The 17,710-nt window shown below is 47.2% G+C and carries 13 protein-coding genes and 2 riboswitches; of the genes, 5 read left to right on the top strand and 8 right to left on the bottom strand.

The genetic code is table 11. From position 1 onward, the window contains the following. Positions 1–14: 14 nt before the first annotated feature. The 8 genes from nikA to EGM68_RS25025 form a co-directional block, all read right to left on the bottom strand. Complete coding sequence (gene nikA / locus EGM68_RS24990) at positions 15–1,640, bottom strand: nickel ABC transporter substrate-binding protein (protein WP_129550233.1); 1,626 nt, start codon at positions 1,638–1,640, stop codon at positions 15–17. A 142-nt stretch (positions 1,641–1,782) separates the two neighbouring features. Further along, on the bottom strand, positions 1,783–2,562 hold the full coding sequence (locus EGM68_RS24995; protein WP_129550234.1) for an ABC transporter ATP-binding protein: 780 nt from the start codon (positions 2,560–2,562) through the stop codon (positions 1,783–1,785). Next, positions 2,559–3,464, bottom strand: coding sequence for an ATP-binding cassette domain-containing protein (locus tag EGM68_RS25000; RefSeq protein ID WP_129550235.1), 906 nt, complete (start codon positions 3,462–3,464; stop codon positions 2,559–2,561). The genes EGM68_RS24995 and EGM68_RS25000 overlap by 4 nt, the downstream gene beginning before the upstream one ends. Further along, positions 3,464–4,279, bottom strand: coding sequence for a nickel transporter permease (gene nikC / locus EGM68_RS25005; RefSeq protein WP_058830978.1), 816 nt, complete (start codon positions 4,277–4,279; stop codon positions 3,464–3,466). The genes EGM68_RS25000 and nikC overlap by 1 nt, the downstream gene beginning before the upstream one ends. Before the next feature lie 14 nt (positions 4,280–4,293). After that, entirely contained in the window at positions 4,294–5,223 is a 930-nt protein-coding gene (gene nikB, locus EGM68_RS25010) for a nickel ABC transporter permease (RefSeq protein ID WP_129550236.1), read from the bottom strand. A 15-nt stretch (positions 5,224–5,238) separates the two neighbouring features. Beyond that, complete coding sequence (locus tag EGM68_RS25015) at positions 5,239–6,822, bottom strand: ABC transporter substrate-binding protein (RefSeq protein ID WP_129550237.1); 1,584 nt, start codon at positions 6,820–6,822, stop codon at positions 5,239–5,241. Between the two features lie 219 nt (positions 6,823–7,041). Next, a riboswitch (cobalamin riboswitch) is annotated at positions 7,042–7,245 on the bottom strand. A gap of 605 nt (positions 7,246–7,850) precedes the next feature. Continuing rightward, positions 7,851–9,158, bottom strand: a complete 1,308-nt coding sequence (locus EGM68_RS25020; protein ID WP_016822599.1) for a nucleobase:cation symporter-2 family protein — start codon at positions 9,156–9,158, stop codon at positions 7,851–7,853. Beyond that, a complete protein-coding gene (locus tag EGM68_RS25025; protein WP_025675736.1) occupies positions 9,152–9,769 on the bottom strand; it encodes a xanthine phosphoribosyltransferase in 618 nt (205 codons plus the stop codon). Before EGM68_RS25025 ends, EGM68_RS25020 begins: the two co-directional genes overlap by 7 nt. A gap of 157 nt (positions 9,770–9,926) precedes the next feature. Then, positions 9,927–10,030: riboswitch (purine riboswitch) on the bottom strand. A 315-nt stretch (positions 10,031–10,345) separates the two neighbouring features. Between EGM68_RS25025 and rhaB the strand changes: the two genes are divergently transcribed. The 5 genes from rhaB to EGM68_RS25050 all read left to right on the top strand — a co-directional run bounded on the left by rhaB (position 10,346) and on the right by EGM68_RS25050 (position 17,536). Beyond that, positions 10,346–11,827 carry a rhamnulokinase gene (gene rhaB / locus EGM68_RS25030; protein ID WP_129550238.1) on the top strand — a complete coding sequence of 494 codons (1,482 nt, stop codon included), beginning with the start codon at positions 10,346–10,348 and terminating at the stop codon, positions 11,825–11,827. Positions 11,828–11,839: 12 nt separating this feature from the next. Then, positions 11,840–13,096 carry an L-rhamnose isomerase gene (gene rhaA / locus EGM68_RS25035; protein ID WP_129550239.1) on the top strand — a complete coding sequence of 419 codons (1,257 nt, stop codon included), beginning with the start codon at positions 11,840–11,842 and terminating at the stop codon, positions 13,094–13,096. Positions 13,097–13,148: 52 nt separating this feature from the next. After that, positions 13,149–13,994 carry a rhamnulose-1-phosphate aldolase gene (gene rhaD / locus EGM68_RS25040; RefSeq protein ID WP_064962795.1) on the top strand — a complete coding sequence of 282 codons (846 nt, stop codon included), beginning with the start codon at positions 13,149–13,151 and terminating at the stop codon, positions 13,992–13,994. Between the two features lie 267 nt (positions 13,995–14,261). Then, entirely contained in the window at positions 14,262–15,155 is an 894-nt protein-coding gene (locus EGM68_RS25045; protein WP_129550240.1) for a helix-turn-helix domain-containing protein, read from the top strand. Positions 15,156–15,298: 143 nt separating this feature from the next. After that, positions 15,299–17,536: a GDYXXLXY domain-containing protein gene (locus tag EGM68_RS25050; protein ID WP_206099063.1), complete on the top strand. Its 2,238-nt coding sequence runs from the start codon at positions 15,299–15,301 to the stop codon at positions 17,534–17,536. Positions 17,537–17,710 lie beyond the last annotated feature (174 nt).

Below are 17,710 nucleotides of genomic sequence, written 5' to 3' on the forward strand. Positions count from 1 at the left end.
CCTCACCGTTTCAGTTACTTTCCAATTTCAATTCCCTCAAATGGATTTTCATCCCGATTAGCTGGGAAAACAAAGTTAGTAATCTTTTTCTGATACACTGCCGTTTTCTTAATATACGAAATAGGCACAATGGCAGATTGCTCTTGGAGCGTCTTCAAAATCGAAGCATACAGTTCTTGACGCTTGGTTTTATCTGTCGATGAAAGTGCTTCGTGTACTTGCTGATCCAGATCCTTCTTCATGGGAAGGGCGCTCAACACCTCAGAAATTCCGAAGCTCTTCTTGGCAATAACATTAATAAAGGAATGCGGATCATAAGGCGCACCATAGTTGTACCAGAAATACAGATCAAACTGGTTGGATCTAAGCCGCTTGATTTGAACCGTCAGCTCCAGTCCGGTCAGATTCACTTTGACACCCAGCTCTCCCCATTCGGCCTGAATGGTTTCAGCCATCGCCTTTTGGATCGGATCGGTCTTGTCGAAAATCAGCTCAAAATCCAGCTGTTGTCCGTCTTTCTCCCGTACTGTGCCGCCTGCGGGCAGCTTCCAGCCAGCCTCTTCCAACAATGCTTTGGATTTTTCCACATCATAGCCTATTGGCTGTAAGTCCACATTTGTATATGGGTAGTTTTTGGATAAAACCGTATCCGCTGTTTCCTCCAGCCCTGAGGTTACGCCTTCCACCATCGCCTGCTTGTTAAATCCATGCTGGAGTGCCAGACGTACCCGAAGGTCTGCCAGCTTGGGATTGGACGAGTTGAGCAACAGGCTTCTTGTGCCAACAGGCTCGGACAGCGTAGTAACATACTGATTCGTGTCGCGAAGCTGTTTGAAAGCATCCAGGCTAATAACACCCTCTCCATAAATCAGATCCAGGTCGCCTTTTTCAAAGGCCATTACACGTGTTTCACCATCGGGAATAATTTTGACCGTAATTTTGTCCACCTTCGGTGCAGTACCCCAATAATTCGGATTACGCTTAAAGGTTGCATACTCATCCTGCTTGTATTCATCCAGCATCCAAGGTCCTGTACCTACAGGTTTCTTAATTCCTTTGGACGTATCTCCATCATCCGGGAACCCGGCTTCACCCAAAAACCGGAACGGGCGAACGACAGACAGATCCTGAAGAACCGGGTAGTATGGCTCTTTGAGCGTCATTCGGAACGTACTGTCATCTACAGCTTCAGTTTTGTCGAGAACGCCTACTATACCAAGCCAACTATGCGTTTTCTCATTTTTCATAATAGCGTCAAAGTTCTTTTTGACAATCGCCGCATTAAATAGCGTTCCATCGGAAAATTTCACACCTTTACGCAGCTTAAACGTATATGTTTTGCCGTCCTTGGATATGGTCCAAGATTCAGCCAAAGCAGGCTCCAGCTTGCCTCCTTGCTTGTAGCTGACTAACGGCTCATAAATCATGGATTGTGCAAAAAGTTGGGAAGGGTTGTATACGTGAGGATTCATTGTACCAATATCCCGTGGCCACGATAGCGTGATCGACTTTTCATTGGCAGCTCCGTTAGTAGAGGTGGATGCAGGTGTGTTCTCCTGCTTCGCGCAGCCCAGAATAACGGATAATAAGAGGAGTGTCACCAACATAAGGGTGGCAGTCTTGCGGTGTCGAACGGACATCAATGTATTTCCCCTTTTCTATATATGTGATAATGATTATCATAATCATATTTAGAATAGGTACCACATTATATTTTGTCAACAATATTCGGCAAGCAGAGCTATTATTTATTTTGAATTTGTATAATATTAAATTTATGGATTAATCCCCCAATGTTTGAAATAGGGCACGCGTGTATTCATGCTTCAATAGTTCTTCATCCCAATCCTCAAATATTTCCACGATCTCTCCCTGAACCATGACGGCAACACGATCACAGAACGTACGGGTGGACTGAAGATCATGGGTGATAAAAAGATAGGACAGCTGGCGTTCGAGCTGCATTCTTTTGAGCATGTCTAGCACGGAGGACTGGGTTGACGTATCCAAATTGGCGACCGATTCATCGAACAGGATGATTTCTGGTTCAACCGCCAACGCCCGAGCAATGCACACCCGCTGTTTTTGTCCACCGCTTAGCTGTGCAGGGTATTTTCCCAGACTGTCAGCCTCCAACCCTACCGATTCCAGTAAGGAAAGGCAGATATCCAGCGCCCTTACCTTTCGCTTAGGAAAATAGTTACGGATCGGCTCCATCAAAATATCTTGAATGGTCATACGGGGATGCAGTGAAGAGGCCGAGTCCTGCGCAACCAACTGGATTCGTTTGTACAGATGAATATCCTTCATCCTTCTAGTATGTATGGGCCGGTGATCCAGCCAGATTTCCCCCGAGGTCAACGACTCCAGCCCCAGAATACACTGTGCCAGCGTACTTTTGCCACTTCCGCTTTCTCCAACCAATCCAAGGCATTCTCCCTGTCGTAATTCCAGACTCACTTTCTGTATAGCCTGCTGCTCACTCTGTCTCGTGTTGAACCAGCCTTTTCTCCGTCTGCGGACAGGGTAAGCTTTGGTGACGTTCTTCAATTCCAGTATCACGGTTGCATCCTTCCTTCCGGGGTCATCTCCAGCACCCGATCTGCTATGCGGCTTATCCCCTGACGATCATGTGAAATTAACAAAATCGTGAGATCGAAATCTTCCCTCAACTGTAGAAGCAAGGCCAGAACCTTGTCGCGGTTAATAACATCCAGCGCTGTAGTAGGCTCGTCGGCAATAAAGAGGCGCGGACCAGAGCTTAACATTGCAGCCAGCAGTACCCTTTGGCACATACCTCCGCTTAGTTCAAAAGGATATGATGACAGAATATGCTCAGGATCGGCAAAACCGACCTTGCGGAGCAGAGAACACAAATAGGCTTCCTGCCCTGGAATAGTACGGCCTCCAGCCAGCTCTGTGACACGATTTAGCATCAGCCGCATCCGTGACAGCACACCCTGGGGCTGCGATGCAGTGTGGGACGGGGCAGCATCAGCTTGCCCCAGCTCCTTCTGGGCGCGCATCAGGCGCCCCCCGTTCAGTCTAAGCGTATCCGTCAGCTGGGCGCGGACGGTACGGATCGGATTCAGCCCGCTCAGCGATTGCTGAATGAGCAGGGCAATTTCCTCACGGCGCAGTCTTTGCCAGCGCTGTTCATGGAACTGGATAATGTCTTCCCCGTTATAGTAAATGCACCCTTGCGTAACAACAACACCCGGGTCCAGCATACCCGCGATTGCGTGTGCGGTCAGGCTTTTGCCGCATCCACTTGGCCCAGTCAAGGCTACAATTTCCCCTGGGTAGACGGAAAAGTTCACATCCCGTAATAGCGGTTTGCTTTCGCTTCCGCTGGCTCTTACACCTGTACGGCAAATCTCCAAATGTTCCACGTGTAACAACGGCTTTTGCATGTATGCTTGTTCTATCGTATTCTTCCACACCATGACTGGTCGCTCCCCCACTATTTCGCCGCCTCCTTTTCCGAAAAATGATCACCCAGAAGCTGGCAGGCAAGCACAAACAGCATAATCGCCAAACCCGGGAAGATCATAACATGCGGAGCCACCTGAAAATACGAGGTTGCATCATGTAGCATCACACCCCACTCTGGCTTGGGCGGCTGTACACCCAATCCAAGAAAGGAGAGCCCAGCGATCATTAACACCACGTGTCCGATATCCCATACCGCATAAACCAACAATTGCGGCCATACTTGTGGCAATACATAACGTCTTAGTATGCGCACGTGTGAATTACCGGACAAACGGGCATACCGTACATAGTCCTCCTGGCAAGCTTTTTGAACCAAACTACGGATATAGCGGACATAGCCCGCCCACCGTACCGCAATAATCGCTAGGGCCATGTTGGCGAAACCCGGCCCCAAAATACCCACAATCGCTACCGTTAAAATAATATCAGGAAAAGCCAGTACGCCGTCGATTCCCCGCATAATCAACTGATCCACGCGCCCTCGCACATAACCAATGAGCAAGCCTGTGGGCAGACTGATACACAGCGTAGCTACCGTAATCGCACAAGCGATTAGCACACTCGTCCGAATCCCGTAAATGAGCCGTGACAGCACATCCCGACCCAGATGATCCGTACCAAAAGGATATTTCCGACTGGGTGGTGCCAAACGGTTCAGAAGGTCCACATGCAGAGGATCATGAGGGGCGGCCCATGGAGCCAGCAATCCGAGCAGCACGATCAGGCCAAACAGTGCGCCCCCTGTCAGCAAGCTTCCTCTAAAGGAAAGCCGTATCTTTTTCATTTTCAGCTTCCCCCTTAACGCAAACGCAGCCTTGGATCTATCACCGTCTGGACCACATCCACCAAACACTGAACACCTACAATTAAAAATGCAGCAAACATAACATATCCCTGAATCACCGGGTAATCCCGCTGCGTAATTGCATCTATAAAATACTTGCCCAACCCTGGCCATGAAAAAATGGTCTCTACGATGACGTTACCTGCCAGCATAAATGATAGATTCGTACCTAACAGCGTAATCATTGGCAGAACGGCATGTTTAAATAGCTCAAAAAAGAGAATATGCATACGGGAAAAACCGCGAGCCCTCGCTGCCTTCACAAAATTGCGGTCACTCAGCTCCAGCATTTGAGCGCGCAATACACGAGCTTGCACCGTTCCCAATCCTGCACCAAGCGTCAGCGCTGGGAGTACTAAATGTGTCCAGTCCTCCCTTCCCATGGATGGGAGCCAGCCCAAGCGAACGGAAAATAGATAGATTAGCAGAAAACCAAGCCAAAAAGAAGGGATCGACGATCCTAGCAAAGCGAACAGCCTGCCCAGACGATCTAGTGGACCGCTGACTTTTAGCGAGGCAGCCAGCCCCATCCCAAGCGTAAGCACCGTCATGACGGCAAAGCCCGCCAAAGCTAGCTCCACCGTAGCGGGCAGTCTGCTCCACAGTTCGTTTAGCACCGACTCCTTGGACACATATGAGGTTCCCCAATGTCCCGTGAACACATCCCGCAGCCAGTTCACATATTGAATATGAAGCGGCTCATTCAAGCCCAGTTCGTTTCGCAGCGCGGTCAGCGCCTCCCCAGAAGCAGGAACATTATGCGCGGTGAGCAAAATGAGGGCAGGGTCACCAGGGGCCAGCCTCATCAGTACAAAAGTCAGCGTGGATACAACGAATACAATGATGGGCAGCTGCGCCACACGTTCCAGTATAAAACGAATCATAGGATACGTAGCTCGTTATTCCGCAATATCGGATTGCGCTGTAATGTAGTAATACTCGATCGGATGCGGCGTAAAGCCCTCTACCCCTTTTTTCACGCCAAACACATTGTCAGGGTGTACAATGAACGACTGCGGCAAGTCTGTATTGATAATATCCAGTGCTTGCAGTGTTACCGCATTACGCTGTGTGGTATCGTTTGCCAACTTCAGGCTGTGAAGAATATCCTCCAGCGGTTTGGAAGCATAACGGCTTACATTAGCTTCACTTGTAGAGGAGTAGAACATGTCCATAAAATACTGCGGTTCCCCTGTATGGGCCGTGAGCATGCTGTACATAGCAAAATCCCAATCGTTTTTGGTCAACGCCTCGTCGATATTTTCCACCTTGCGAATCTTGACCTGGATTCCCTCATTCAGCAACTGGCTCTGAATAACCTCAGCCATGACGGATAGCTCCGGACGCTGAGGGAAGGTCAGCAGCGTAACCTCGAATGGCTTGCCCTGCTTGGACCATGTGCCTTGGGCATCCTTTTGCCAGCCATCCTTCGTCAACAACTGCTCTGCCGTTCCGTTCAATGCTTTGCGCTCAATCTTACCGAAGGGAAGGATACTCGGAAACGGGCTGCTTGCTTCCGTACCGTAGCCCCTCATGACGGCGCTCACAATGGATGCGCGCGGAATCAGACTGTCCACCACCTTACGGTTGGCCGCATCCTTGAACACAGACGATTCCATGTTGTACACAATCATATGGGTACGCAAGGACGGAGCCGACAGCACTTGTAGCTTGTCGTTCTTTTTTAATACCTCTGCGTTATCTACCGGAATATCCGTCGCTACATCCACCTCACCGGATTGCAACGCCATCAGGCGCGAATTACCGTCCGTAATGAATTTCATCGTTGCTTCAGCCAGTCGTGCCTTTTCGCCCCAATATCCATCATAACGCTCTACGACCAAGGATTGATCCTTGTTAAAGGCTTTGATTTTAAAAGCACCTGTCATTGCAGGGTAGCTCTGCTCATCTTTCATGGATGCCACATCCAGCACGATTGTTGACGGATCAGCCAGATTGGATGCCAGCGCTGCATTCGGTTGGTTTGTCGTGATTTTCAGCGTCAGCGGGCCATTTACATCAATGGACTTCACATCCAGTAAATCCTTCGCCAGGTGACTTTTCTCGATAGAGCGCAGCAAAGATGCTTTTACGCTTACTGCATCCATACTCTTTCCATCATGAAAAGTGACCTTATCCTGCAAGCTGAACGTCCACACGTTAGGACTGTCGTGCTTCCATTCCTTGGCTAGCCAAGCCACAGGCTCCAACTTTTCATTCAAACGAATGAGTGTCTCACCGGCACCGGAACGCATCACATCCCAGCTATTGTCTCCATGCGGATCGACGCCTGACGGTTTCCACGTATACGCCATCACCAGCTTTTTACCTGCTGGAGTCTGTTGTGCAGGAGTATTCTCACCCTTGCCTGAGCTATCCTCCGTCTTCGTGGCTGTGCCGCATCCCGAAAGAGCCATAACTGCCATCAGCAGCAGCAATCCTGTACATATGAACCATGAACGCCTATTACGATTGCCTATCATCCCACATTTCCTCCTCTATCTTGTAAAATATCGTATAAACCTAACGCAAAACGCGAAAAAAGCATTCCCAACCACTTGACCAGCAGTCAGAAATGCTTTCATTATAAAATGTCAAAACTCACCTCAAAGCCAACTCCAAAAACATAGAAGGGATCAGATCGGTTTCAGACATTCCGTATGCAGCACGCCTAACCACCTCCCCAGCATCCCGTGGGTCTGACAGTGATGTCAAAACAGGCAGGTCTCCTGACTCCAGGCTTATCTTTCAGGCCTTCCCGGTTCCTCACAGTTCCAGTGGCTATTCTGAAAGCTCCAGCAGTACCCTGCTGATGCCTGTATACAGTGGCGGGTCCGTGTCGGAATCTACCGAACTTCCCTTTTAAGTGAACACGCTCAACAACTATCTACATCGTCTCAACAAAACCTCGTATATAGAGTTGTCCGGCTCACACCTGTTTTCTTCCTTTATTCCTTTTTATTACGAATTAGGATTATCTTATTTTGTTGCTACTGGCTTGTCAACAAATGCAGCGTAATATTTTAAATTTGAATGATACGATTAGAATCAAGGCTGTGACTATTCATTGCATGCACGCAATTCACGTGCTAAAATTAGGTATAGAGATATCCACCGTATCCGTATACTAAAAAGAGCCTTCGCCGCGCCAACGGCAAAGACTCCTAGGATTTGAAAGGCTGTGGATCACCACGGCGCGCTAAATGCTTAGCTAAACCCACCGTTAGGCGCCTAACCTAATCAAGCGGTGGGTTTTCGCTTGTTCCGAAATTTCCGACGCAGCCAGCGATAAAGTTTACGAATACTAAACACCAGGCTTAGTAACGTAACCATCCAACGCAACACATCGTAGCACGACACAAGTGTGACCATCGGCTTCACCCCCTTTCGGGAAGCTGCACCGTGGTCCGAAAACATCCACCACTATAACCCGCTCTTGGTAACCCCATGCCAAACAGCCGGAAAAGAGGCTACGTCCTCTTTCCGGCTATTTTGGTTTATTTCCTATTCATCAAACCTTCTGTGGAACCTCCGAGACATTTACACCTTTGACCGATTCACCCTGTTTTCTTGCCAAAACGATGTTCAAGACAATTGCCGTAATCGAGCCCGATACAATACCATTTTGCAGCAGCATTTTGGCAAAGCTAGGCAGTTGGTCAAACATTTGCGGCAGAACAGCTGAGCCTAGGCCTACAGCAATACTGCATGCTGCGATCAGCAGATTGCTTTCCTTCCGCAGATCTACTTCTGACAAAATAGACATACCTGATGCAGCAACCGAGCCAAACATGACGATCATTGCCCCGCCCAGCACAGCGTTAGGAATCACTGTCGTCAGGGCAGCCAGCTTAGGCAGCAAACCGAGAACGACCATGATGCCGCCCGCAGCAAAAATAACGTTACGCGATTTGACGCGAGTTAGCGAGATCAGACCCACATTTTGCGAGAAGGCCGTGTAAGGGAACGCATTAAAAATACCGCCCAGCATAATCGCGAGCCCCTCCGAACGAAGTCCATTGACGATTTGCTTTTGTTCCACCTTCTGATCAATCGCTTTACCTACTGCCAGATAAACCCCCGTAGACTCGACCATGCTGACAATATTGACGATAATCATCGTGCATACCGCCATAATGCTGAATTCTGGCTTGCCAAAATAAAACGGCTGCGCAATACTCACCCATGAAGCATCCGCTACGGGAGCAAAATGCACCATTCCCATCGCATAGGCGACCACAGTACCTGCGAACAGACCAATAAGTACGGAAATCGAGCGTAAAAAGCCCTTAGCTACTCGATTGACAAGCAGAATAACCAGTAGTGTAACCAGTGCCAGCAGTAAATTACGCGGCTGTCCAAAATCCGCGCTGCCCTGACCACCCGCTACATTGTTCATCGCCACCGGAATAAGGGATAGACCGATAATCGTAACAACCGAGCCGGTAACCACTGTTGGGAAAAAGCGTAACAGTTTGCCATATAGCGGTGCCGCAAGCACCACAAATATACCGGACAAAATGATGGCACCGTACGCTGTCGCCAGATTTGAGGTCGAAGCAATTGCGATAATGGGTCCTACTGCCGTAAACGTACAGCCCAAAATGACAGGCAATCTACTTCCAAAAAAGCGTGTGCCCATAATCTGTAATAATGTAGCAATCCCGCAAGTGAATAAATCAGCAGCCACTAGATAGGCCATCTGGGCTGGCGTCAGGTGAAGTGCTCCCCCTACAATCAGAGGAACAGCAATGGCTCCGGCGTACATCGCCATGACATGCTGGAAGCCCAGCGCAAATAATTTTTGTTTACTTAACATCCCACATTCTCCTTAACGGGAGGAATCACCATGCCAGCTTCCTCTATAAAATGGACTTCGCCCGGTGCCATGGAAGCGATACGCGCAAGAGAACGTACGGCAATGCCCCTTTGCTCCAACAACCCGCGGCCTTCCTGAAAGCTCTTTTCAATTACACAGCCGACTCCGGCCAGTTCCGCTCCTGCTTCCTTCACAATATCCGTAAGTCCGACCAAAGCTGCACCAGTAGCCAAGAAATCATCCACGATCAGTACATGGTCGCTAGCATCGAGATATTTTTGGGAAATGCTCACCTGATAGGTTTCCTGCCGAGTGAATGAATGAACCTCTGCGAAGTATACCTGTTCATTCAGCGTGATCGCCTTCTTTTTCTTCGCATAAATGAACGGTACCCCCAAGGCAATAGCAGTAGCCATCGCAAATTGAATACCACTAGCTTCAATGGTAAGTACCTTGGTAATCGGAGCATTGCCGAACAGGCGTGCGAACTCCTTGCCAATCTCCAATGCTAATGCTGTATCCACCTGATGATTCAAAAATGAATCTACCTTTAACACCGTATCGGATAAAATCTGTCCCTCTTGACGAATACGTTCTTCCAAAGCTTTCATTATGCGAATATCGCTCCTCTGTACTTTAAAATAGAATAAAACCTGCGAAAACCAAAAAAGGACAAGCTCCCTTGAGTCGTTTCTCAAGTGAAGCCTGTCCTTGGGGTCGTAATCCCTGACGGATTGGCGCACAAATAAAATGCCCGCATTCATCCGAAGCTGATGCGCTATCACTCATAGTCGGACGATTACAGTGGTCATCCGGTAGAAACTTTTGGGCCATATCCCCAATATTATACGAGTCATATGAAATTGATATCTTGTATACTACACCCTCTGGCGGGCGGTTTCAAGACTATTTTTCATACAAACAGCGGCATTTGGAGAACCTTCCACAATTTGAATATCGCAGCAACACACCGATCCCTGTTTGAGGTATATATATAGTAGAAAACAGATATTAAAAAACGAAAAACAACACAAAACAATATTTGTTTTTAATTTCAAAGGTAAAACCAAGATTTTTACTTCCGTTTTTGTTGACTACACAGACAAACGGAAGTAGTATGGAATTAGTTAAGAAACAAAAGGCAGACTTTCAGGCTGCCAGGACTTCACCATGCAAGGAGATTAGATATGAACAACTATCTTGCTGTTGATATTGGAGCTTCAAGCGGAAGACTCGTGAGTGCAACCCTACAAGGTGAACAAATTCACTTGCAAGAGCTTCATCGTTTCAACAACTCCTTTACTGAGAGGCACGGGCACAATTACTGGAACATAGACAATTTATTTGATGAGATCATTCAAGGACTGCAAAAAGCTAAGCAAAATGGAATTGAATCCTGTACGCTCGGCATTGATACATGGGCTGTAGATTACGTGTTACTTCATAAGGAAGGTCATCGCATCCATGAGGTGTACGCATACCGCGATGCACGCACTCTCCATACCCCCGATAAGCTGCACCAGCTCATCAGCCGAGAAGATGTATATGAGAAAACGGGCATCCAGGAACTAAACTTTAATACCTTGTATCAGTTGTTCGTCCATGATCGGGAACAACTCGCCCAGGCAGATAAAATATTGATGGTTCCCGATTATCTGTACTATCGCTTGACTGGCATTATGGTCAATGAAATGACCAATGCATCCACGATGCAGCTTCTCAACGTGAACACCCGAGAATTTGATGAGGATCTGCTCTCCCTGCTCCAGCTTCGGCGCAATCAATTTTCGGAGCTGGCTGAGCCTGGACGCGTTCTGGGCTCCATCTTGCCGGAGCTTGTTCGGAAGTACGATCTTCCCGACTGTCAGCTCATCCTTGTGCCTACGCACGATACCGCCTCAGCGGTTGCAGGTGTTCCATCATCGCGGGAAGAGTCTTGGGCTTATATTAGCAGTGGAACATGGTCGCTACTGGGTATGGAACGATCCCAACCCTTGAATACCAAGACAGCTATGCAGGCGAACTACACCAATGAGTGGGGCGCTTACGATACGTACCGTTTTTTGAAAAATATTATGGGCTTATGGATGATTCAGGAGGTTAGAAGAGAGGGAGGCTCTGCACATAGTTTTGCTGAATTGGCCGAATTGGCTTCAGCAGAGACACCATTTGTCAGTCTCGCCCTCTGCAACCAGTCCTCATTCTTAAATCCAGATAGTATGACCCTTGAGATTCAGAGGTTCTGTGAAGAAACCGGGCAGCCTATCCCGCACACACCTGGCGCGCTTGCCCGCTGTATTTTCGATAGTCTGGCCTTAAGCTACCGAGACGCTTTACATGAACTACAACATTTAACGGACGAAACGATTACCAGATTGTACATTGTCGGCGGAGGCGCTAACAACGAATTACTATGTCAGCTAACAGCCGACTTTTTAGAAATCGAGGTTCAGGCAGGACCTTCCGAATCGACGGCCATCGGCAATATTGTCGTGCAATTAATCAGCTCTGGTGCTCTTGGAGATCTGAAAGCTGCTGGCCGAACCATAGCTAACTCCTTCCCGACTCGGCTATATGAGCCGCAATCAGTGGAAGGCATGAAAGAACTTCTGGATCGCTGGGAACGCCTCAAAATACAAGCAACATCCCCTACTCACATATCTCAATAAAGGAGTAAAGTCATGAACGAAGCCATTGAAGCGAGTTATAACGAAGCGAAAAAGCTGTATGCCCGCCACGGTATTCAGGTGGATGACGTTTTACGGAAGCTCTCACAAATTAAAATATCACTACACTGCTGGCAGGGAGACGATGTGCAGGGTTTCCTGTTCAAAGATAAACAGCTTAGCGGGGGAATTGCCGTAACAGGCAGCTACCCAGGTAGAGCAGGCACGCCTAATGAGCTGCGTCAGGATTTAGAAAAAGCTCTATCGCTCATCCCCGGTAAACACAAGGTTAATCTGCATGCGATCTATGCGGATACTACAGAACAAGTAGATTTGGATCAACTGGAGCCACGCCACTTTCAGAACTGGGTAGACTGGGCCAAACAGCAAGGGCTTGGACTTGATTTTAATCCGACCCTGTTCTCCCACCCCAAAGCGGAGGATGGCTTCACACTAAGTCACAAGGATCCGGATATTCGCGATTTCTGGATCACACACTGTAAAAAATCACGCAGGATTGCAGAACATTTCGGTAAAGAACTCGGTCAGCCATGTGTCACAAACCACTGGATGCCGGATGGTTACAAGGATACCCCGGTGGATCGCTTGGCTCCAAGAGAACGTCTGCGGGACGCTCTGGACGAGATTTTCAGTGAGGAAATTAGTCAAGATTACAACATCGATGCAGTTGAAAGTAAACTGTTCGGCATCGGTTCGGAAAGCTATGTCGTCGGCTCTCATGAGTTCTATATGGGTTACGCCCTGACACGGGGTAAATCTATCTGTCTCGATTCCGGTCACTTCCACCCGACAGAAGTTATTTCGAACAAACTGTCCTCTGTGCTGATGTTTACCGATCAATTATTGCTCCATGTCAGCAGACCTGTTCGTTGGGATAGCGATCATGTCGTGACGATGGACGACGAATTGCTGGACATTGCCCGTGAGCTGGTTCGCGGTGAGCTGCTCTCCCGCACTCATATCGGCCTTGATTTCTTTGATGGAAGCATTAACCATGTGGCTGCTTGGGTCATTGGAACACGCAATACCATCAAAGCGCTGCTTCGCGCCATGCTGGAACCGATTGAGGAACTGAAAAAAGCCGAAGAGGAAAGAGACTTCACGACACGCCTTGCCTTGGCCGAAGAGTTTAAATTCTATCCGTTTGGGGCTGTATGGGATTACTATTGCGCTCAAAACGGCGTTCCCGTTCGTGAGGAATGGCTAACCGAAGCTAAAAACTATGAACACCAGGTCCTGCTGAAACGATAAACTACTGCACTGATAATTTTATATTTATATCATCCAAAGGGAGAGATCATCCATGACTACTGTGCTGGAGAATCAAAAAGAACGAAAATCAGGACTGGATATCCCATTTGTTCGCGAGATGGCGGAAATTACGCAAAACATGTGGAAATTCGGCTGGGATGAACGCAATGGAGGCAATGTAAGTTATATTCTGGATGAGGCCGAGGTTGCCAAATATATTGATATTCAAAAAGTCATTCGAACGATTAAACCCGCTTTCCCAGTGAATGAACTGGCAGGCAAATATTTTATCGTCACTGGATCAGGCAAGTACTTCAAAAACGTTATTGCCGATCCGGAAGCCAATTTAGGAGTCCTGCGTGTATCCCAAGATGGTGAGCAGTTAGAAATTTTGTGGGGCCTCAAGCATGACGCGGTTCCTACCAGCGAATTGCCATCTCATTTTATGAGCCACATTGAACGCTTGAAGGTCGATCCTAACCATCGGGTTGTGATCCATAATCATGCCACTCATGTCATTGCCATGACCTTTATTCATAGTTTGGACGAAAACCAATTCACCAAAACGCTGTGGGAAATGTGTACCGAATGTATCGTAGTCTTTCCAGACGGTATCGGTGTAATCCCTTGGATGGTGCCAGGCTCCAGCGAAATCGGCCGCGAAACAGCGAAAAAAATGAAGGATCATCACGCTGTATTATGGCCTCATCACGGCATTTTCGGAACAGGTAGCTCCATTGATGAAGCGTTTGGCCTGATTGAAACGATTGAAAAAGCAGCACAAATTTATATGCTGATTGCTCAGCATGAGATCAAGCAACGGATTACAGATCAGGAATTGGCCGATCTGGCTAAAGCCTTTAATGTTACCCCAAAAGAAGGAATCCTGAACGTATAGACATAGGCTAATCGTATAGCACCGAACTCATAAAGCTCCACGGCTCGTCTCTTACCAGCCATGGAGCCTTTATCATGCATATCTGAATGCTACTGGATTCGAATGTTTTACCCATGACACGATCCGACAGCAGGTATAAACAGTATCCTCTATAAAGCGATTTAATTTTATAACCCCAAATTCCAATGAATTAACTTGTAATTACACTTTCCTTTATATACAATAAAATCAAAATTCCCTTATCTCCACCAAAGGAGAGGTGACAATATGAGAAGAACAAAGAATGAAGATCACTTCGACATCGTGGAAGACCATTATTTCACAACAACCGAACTAGAAAAATCCAGTGCTATTTGGCCGGTCAGACTGGGTATGGATATTTCGAAAACAAGCTGTCATGTCGGCCCCAAGGCTGTCCCTTATTTTTATTTTATTTTTGTACTTGAAGGGCAGGCTGAGTTCATTTATAAGGAAAAGAAGTATCGTGTCCAAAAGTCTGATTTATTCTGTTCCCCCCCCCATCTTGCCCATGAATATTACACCAACCAAGAGCACCCGTTACAAAAGGTATGGATTGCCTTTGAGGGACCAAAATCACTGGCGCTACTCGAGCGGATCGGGATTACCCCCTCTAAGCCATTTATAGCTAACGCAGTGAGCGAGGACATCCTCGAGCTGATCTCCAACCTATTTTCCATCGTCAACGACCACAACAGACAGGGCAGCGATCTGGCCCGCTTAATTACACTACACCAGATCTTCGAGGAGTTGTCCCGCAACACATCTGGCGCTCTGCGCAACTCTGTATGCTCTGATTATTGGCTCCAGCAGGGGAAAGATTACATCGAAATGCATTATTGTGACCGTGTTACAATCGAGCAAATTGCTGAGCATGTAGGTGTGGATCGTGCGCATTTTTCACGTAAATTCCATTCCACCTTTCTCATATCCCCCGCCAAGTATTTGCAAACTCTCAAGATTAACGAAGCCAAAAGATTGCTGGAACAAACTACTTACAATTTGTCGATTATCGCCCAATCCATCGGATATACCGATATGTCCACCTTTTCCAAAGCATTTAAGAAAACAGCAGGAATCCCACCCCGAGAGTATCGCTTCCGGCATCAGTCCCGGCAAGAGATCCGCACTGCCAACGCTTAGTCGGAATCCAGTAATGATACAGGAGAACCACCATCATACGGCGGCTCTCCCTTTTTTATGACCTGATCCTAATTTGTACTTGGTTCTGAGCGCTATCAACGCTATAATAAGCATCAAACCAACAGGAAAGGTACGTGAATTCCATGCTGCGATTCAATGCTATACGTACAGGTTATCTGCTGGGCATCTCACTGATACTGGCTGCGATTATTTATTTTTTCGCCTCCAATTGGGGCGGACTGGATCGAACAGTCAAAATCGTGCTAGCTGTTGCGCTTATTGTTTTGTTTTATGGCTTATCTTTTGTATTTGCACGTATACGTGCTGTTCCCGGGCAACAAGCTTTTCTGTCCAATATATTTCTGGTGGCTGGCTGTGTAGCCTTCGGCGTTTCCGTGGCGTTGCTCGGTCAAATTTACAACTCCCATGCGGACAGCTACGGGTTGTTTTTCATTTGGTCAGTGCCGGCTTTACTGCTTAGCTGGATTACTCGCTACAATCCTTTATATATGCTGTCTTATGTACTGATTCATTTAGGGGTATGGCTTTACTTCTATCCAACGATGCAAAGCCCGTCTTATAGCCAACTGGAATCGTTGTCCATCGCTGGAGTGTTCGCAATATTCAATCTGATGCTATTTCTATTGACGTTCCTTCATCGTATACATTCGGCTCCACTACAATATATGAGCTTTACTGTTCTCCATATAGCTATGTTGGCGATGACCAACTCCTTTGCATTCGATGGATATGGCCTAATCATGAATATACCGCATATCGCTGTGATTGCTTTAGGATTTTATATATTTATCAAGGTTCGGCTGAATAAAACGTTACTGACCTTGAATGCATTGGCGCTCTCGGCGTTTGCTGTCTTTAAATTTATAGAGCTGGCAGAGGCGTACTCTTCATCACTATTCTTTGTTTTCGGGTTGATTTTTGTGGCACTGTTATTGACGGGTAACGTATGGTTTTTCCGTTATTTAAATCGTTTGGGAAAACCATCCCCGGATGAGACAGTCGTCCCTGAGGAACATAGCAGTGAGTGGATCACCAAAACCGTATCTCGCATAATCAAAGTGGTTGGAGTGCTGATTGGCAGTATATCTCTCATCGGACTGATTATGATTAGCACGAACGTAAATCACACCGAATATGTACTGCTGGGCGTGTCTTTGTTGCTGATGATTACGATGATCGTCATACCAGAGTCCAAGCTGGATTCTGTAATCCGTTATACGCTGCTGACCATCAGCTATATTACCGGCCTGGCGGCCATTCTATGGTCAGATCAGACGCTACTTTCGGTATTATTTCTGATCGTTTCCATCGCCGGATGGTTTCGCTCCAAGGGGAAAAGGCAGCGATTTTTTGCCTATACTTTTGTAAACCTGAATATGGCAACTGTTTTGTTTCAACAGTATCAAGAGTGGGATGGCTGGAACTGGACCTATAAGTTCATCATCTTCGCCCTGTTCGCTCTCAATGCCGTCTTATATGGGCTAAGCTACTTTAGACCCAAGACAGAGCTAAAAGGACATCTTCGGGATAGTTCATTATTCTTCAGCTTATTGTTCCTGTTTTGGACGACGTTTTTCGAGGATGTCATTCCACACTCTTATATGTTCATGAACATTTTTTATTTTGTTATCGTTACATGGATGGTCTTTGCCTTTATCCGTCACAAACAAAAATTGGAGGCTATTACAAGCGTCGTATTCTGGTTTATTTTTATCGGCTTCAAATACTATGATTTATTGTGGACGCTGCTCTATAAATCTTTTACACTGGCGCTACTGGGAATCATTGTACTGGGAATTACCTGGTGGTTCGATCGACGAATGGCCCATAGCGGCAAAACAGCATTCGATGCCGACCACCGCAGCTTTAGCTTTATGCGCTTAAGCCCGTTACTCATTGCCATTGTCATTGTGCTACAGCTAGGAATTATCGGCTATCAGACGGCGAGAAGTGAAGCCCTGCTCGCCACAGGTGCCTCCGTTAAGCTCAAGCTGGCTCCTATAGACCCGCGCTCCCTGTTGCAGGGCGATTATGTGGCACTGAATTACGATATTTCTACCCCTCCTTCCAAGAACCCTCTTCAGGAGAAGGATTGGAACCGAGGCAAGGTTAAAGTCGTTCTCACACCAGATAGCCAAGGAGTATACATCGCTGATCGTCTATATCAAGATGGTGAGAAACTTGCCCATCATGAAATTGTTCTCAATGGACAATGGAATGGTTCTCGTATTCTGTACGGTATTGAGAATTATTTCATTCCTGAAGGAACCGGACGTACTGTTGAACAGAACGCTCATTACGCCTATATTCGGGTCAGCCGCAATGGAGACGCACTGCTGGAACGTTTGGTGGAAAGCTGACCTGGATTGGCAAAGAGGTAGAGAGGTAGAGAGGTAGAGGTATTGAACAAAGCGGGGCTTTAAAAATTTATTTGTACAAAAAGCAGGCTGAACCAGGTTGCTCCATTGCTGGAGCATAACTTGGTTCAGCCTGCTTGTTCTTTTGCGGCAATGAGGAAAACTCCATGATACCTT

Source organism: Paenibacillus sp. M-152, assembly GCF_003856555.1.
In the GTDB taxonomy this organism is placed as follows: domain Bacteria; phylum Bacillota; class Bacilli; order Paenibacillales; family Paenibacillaceae; genus Paenibacillus; species Paenibacillus polymyxa_C.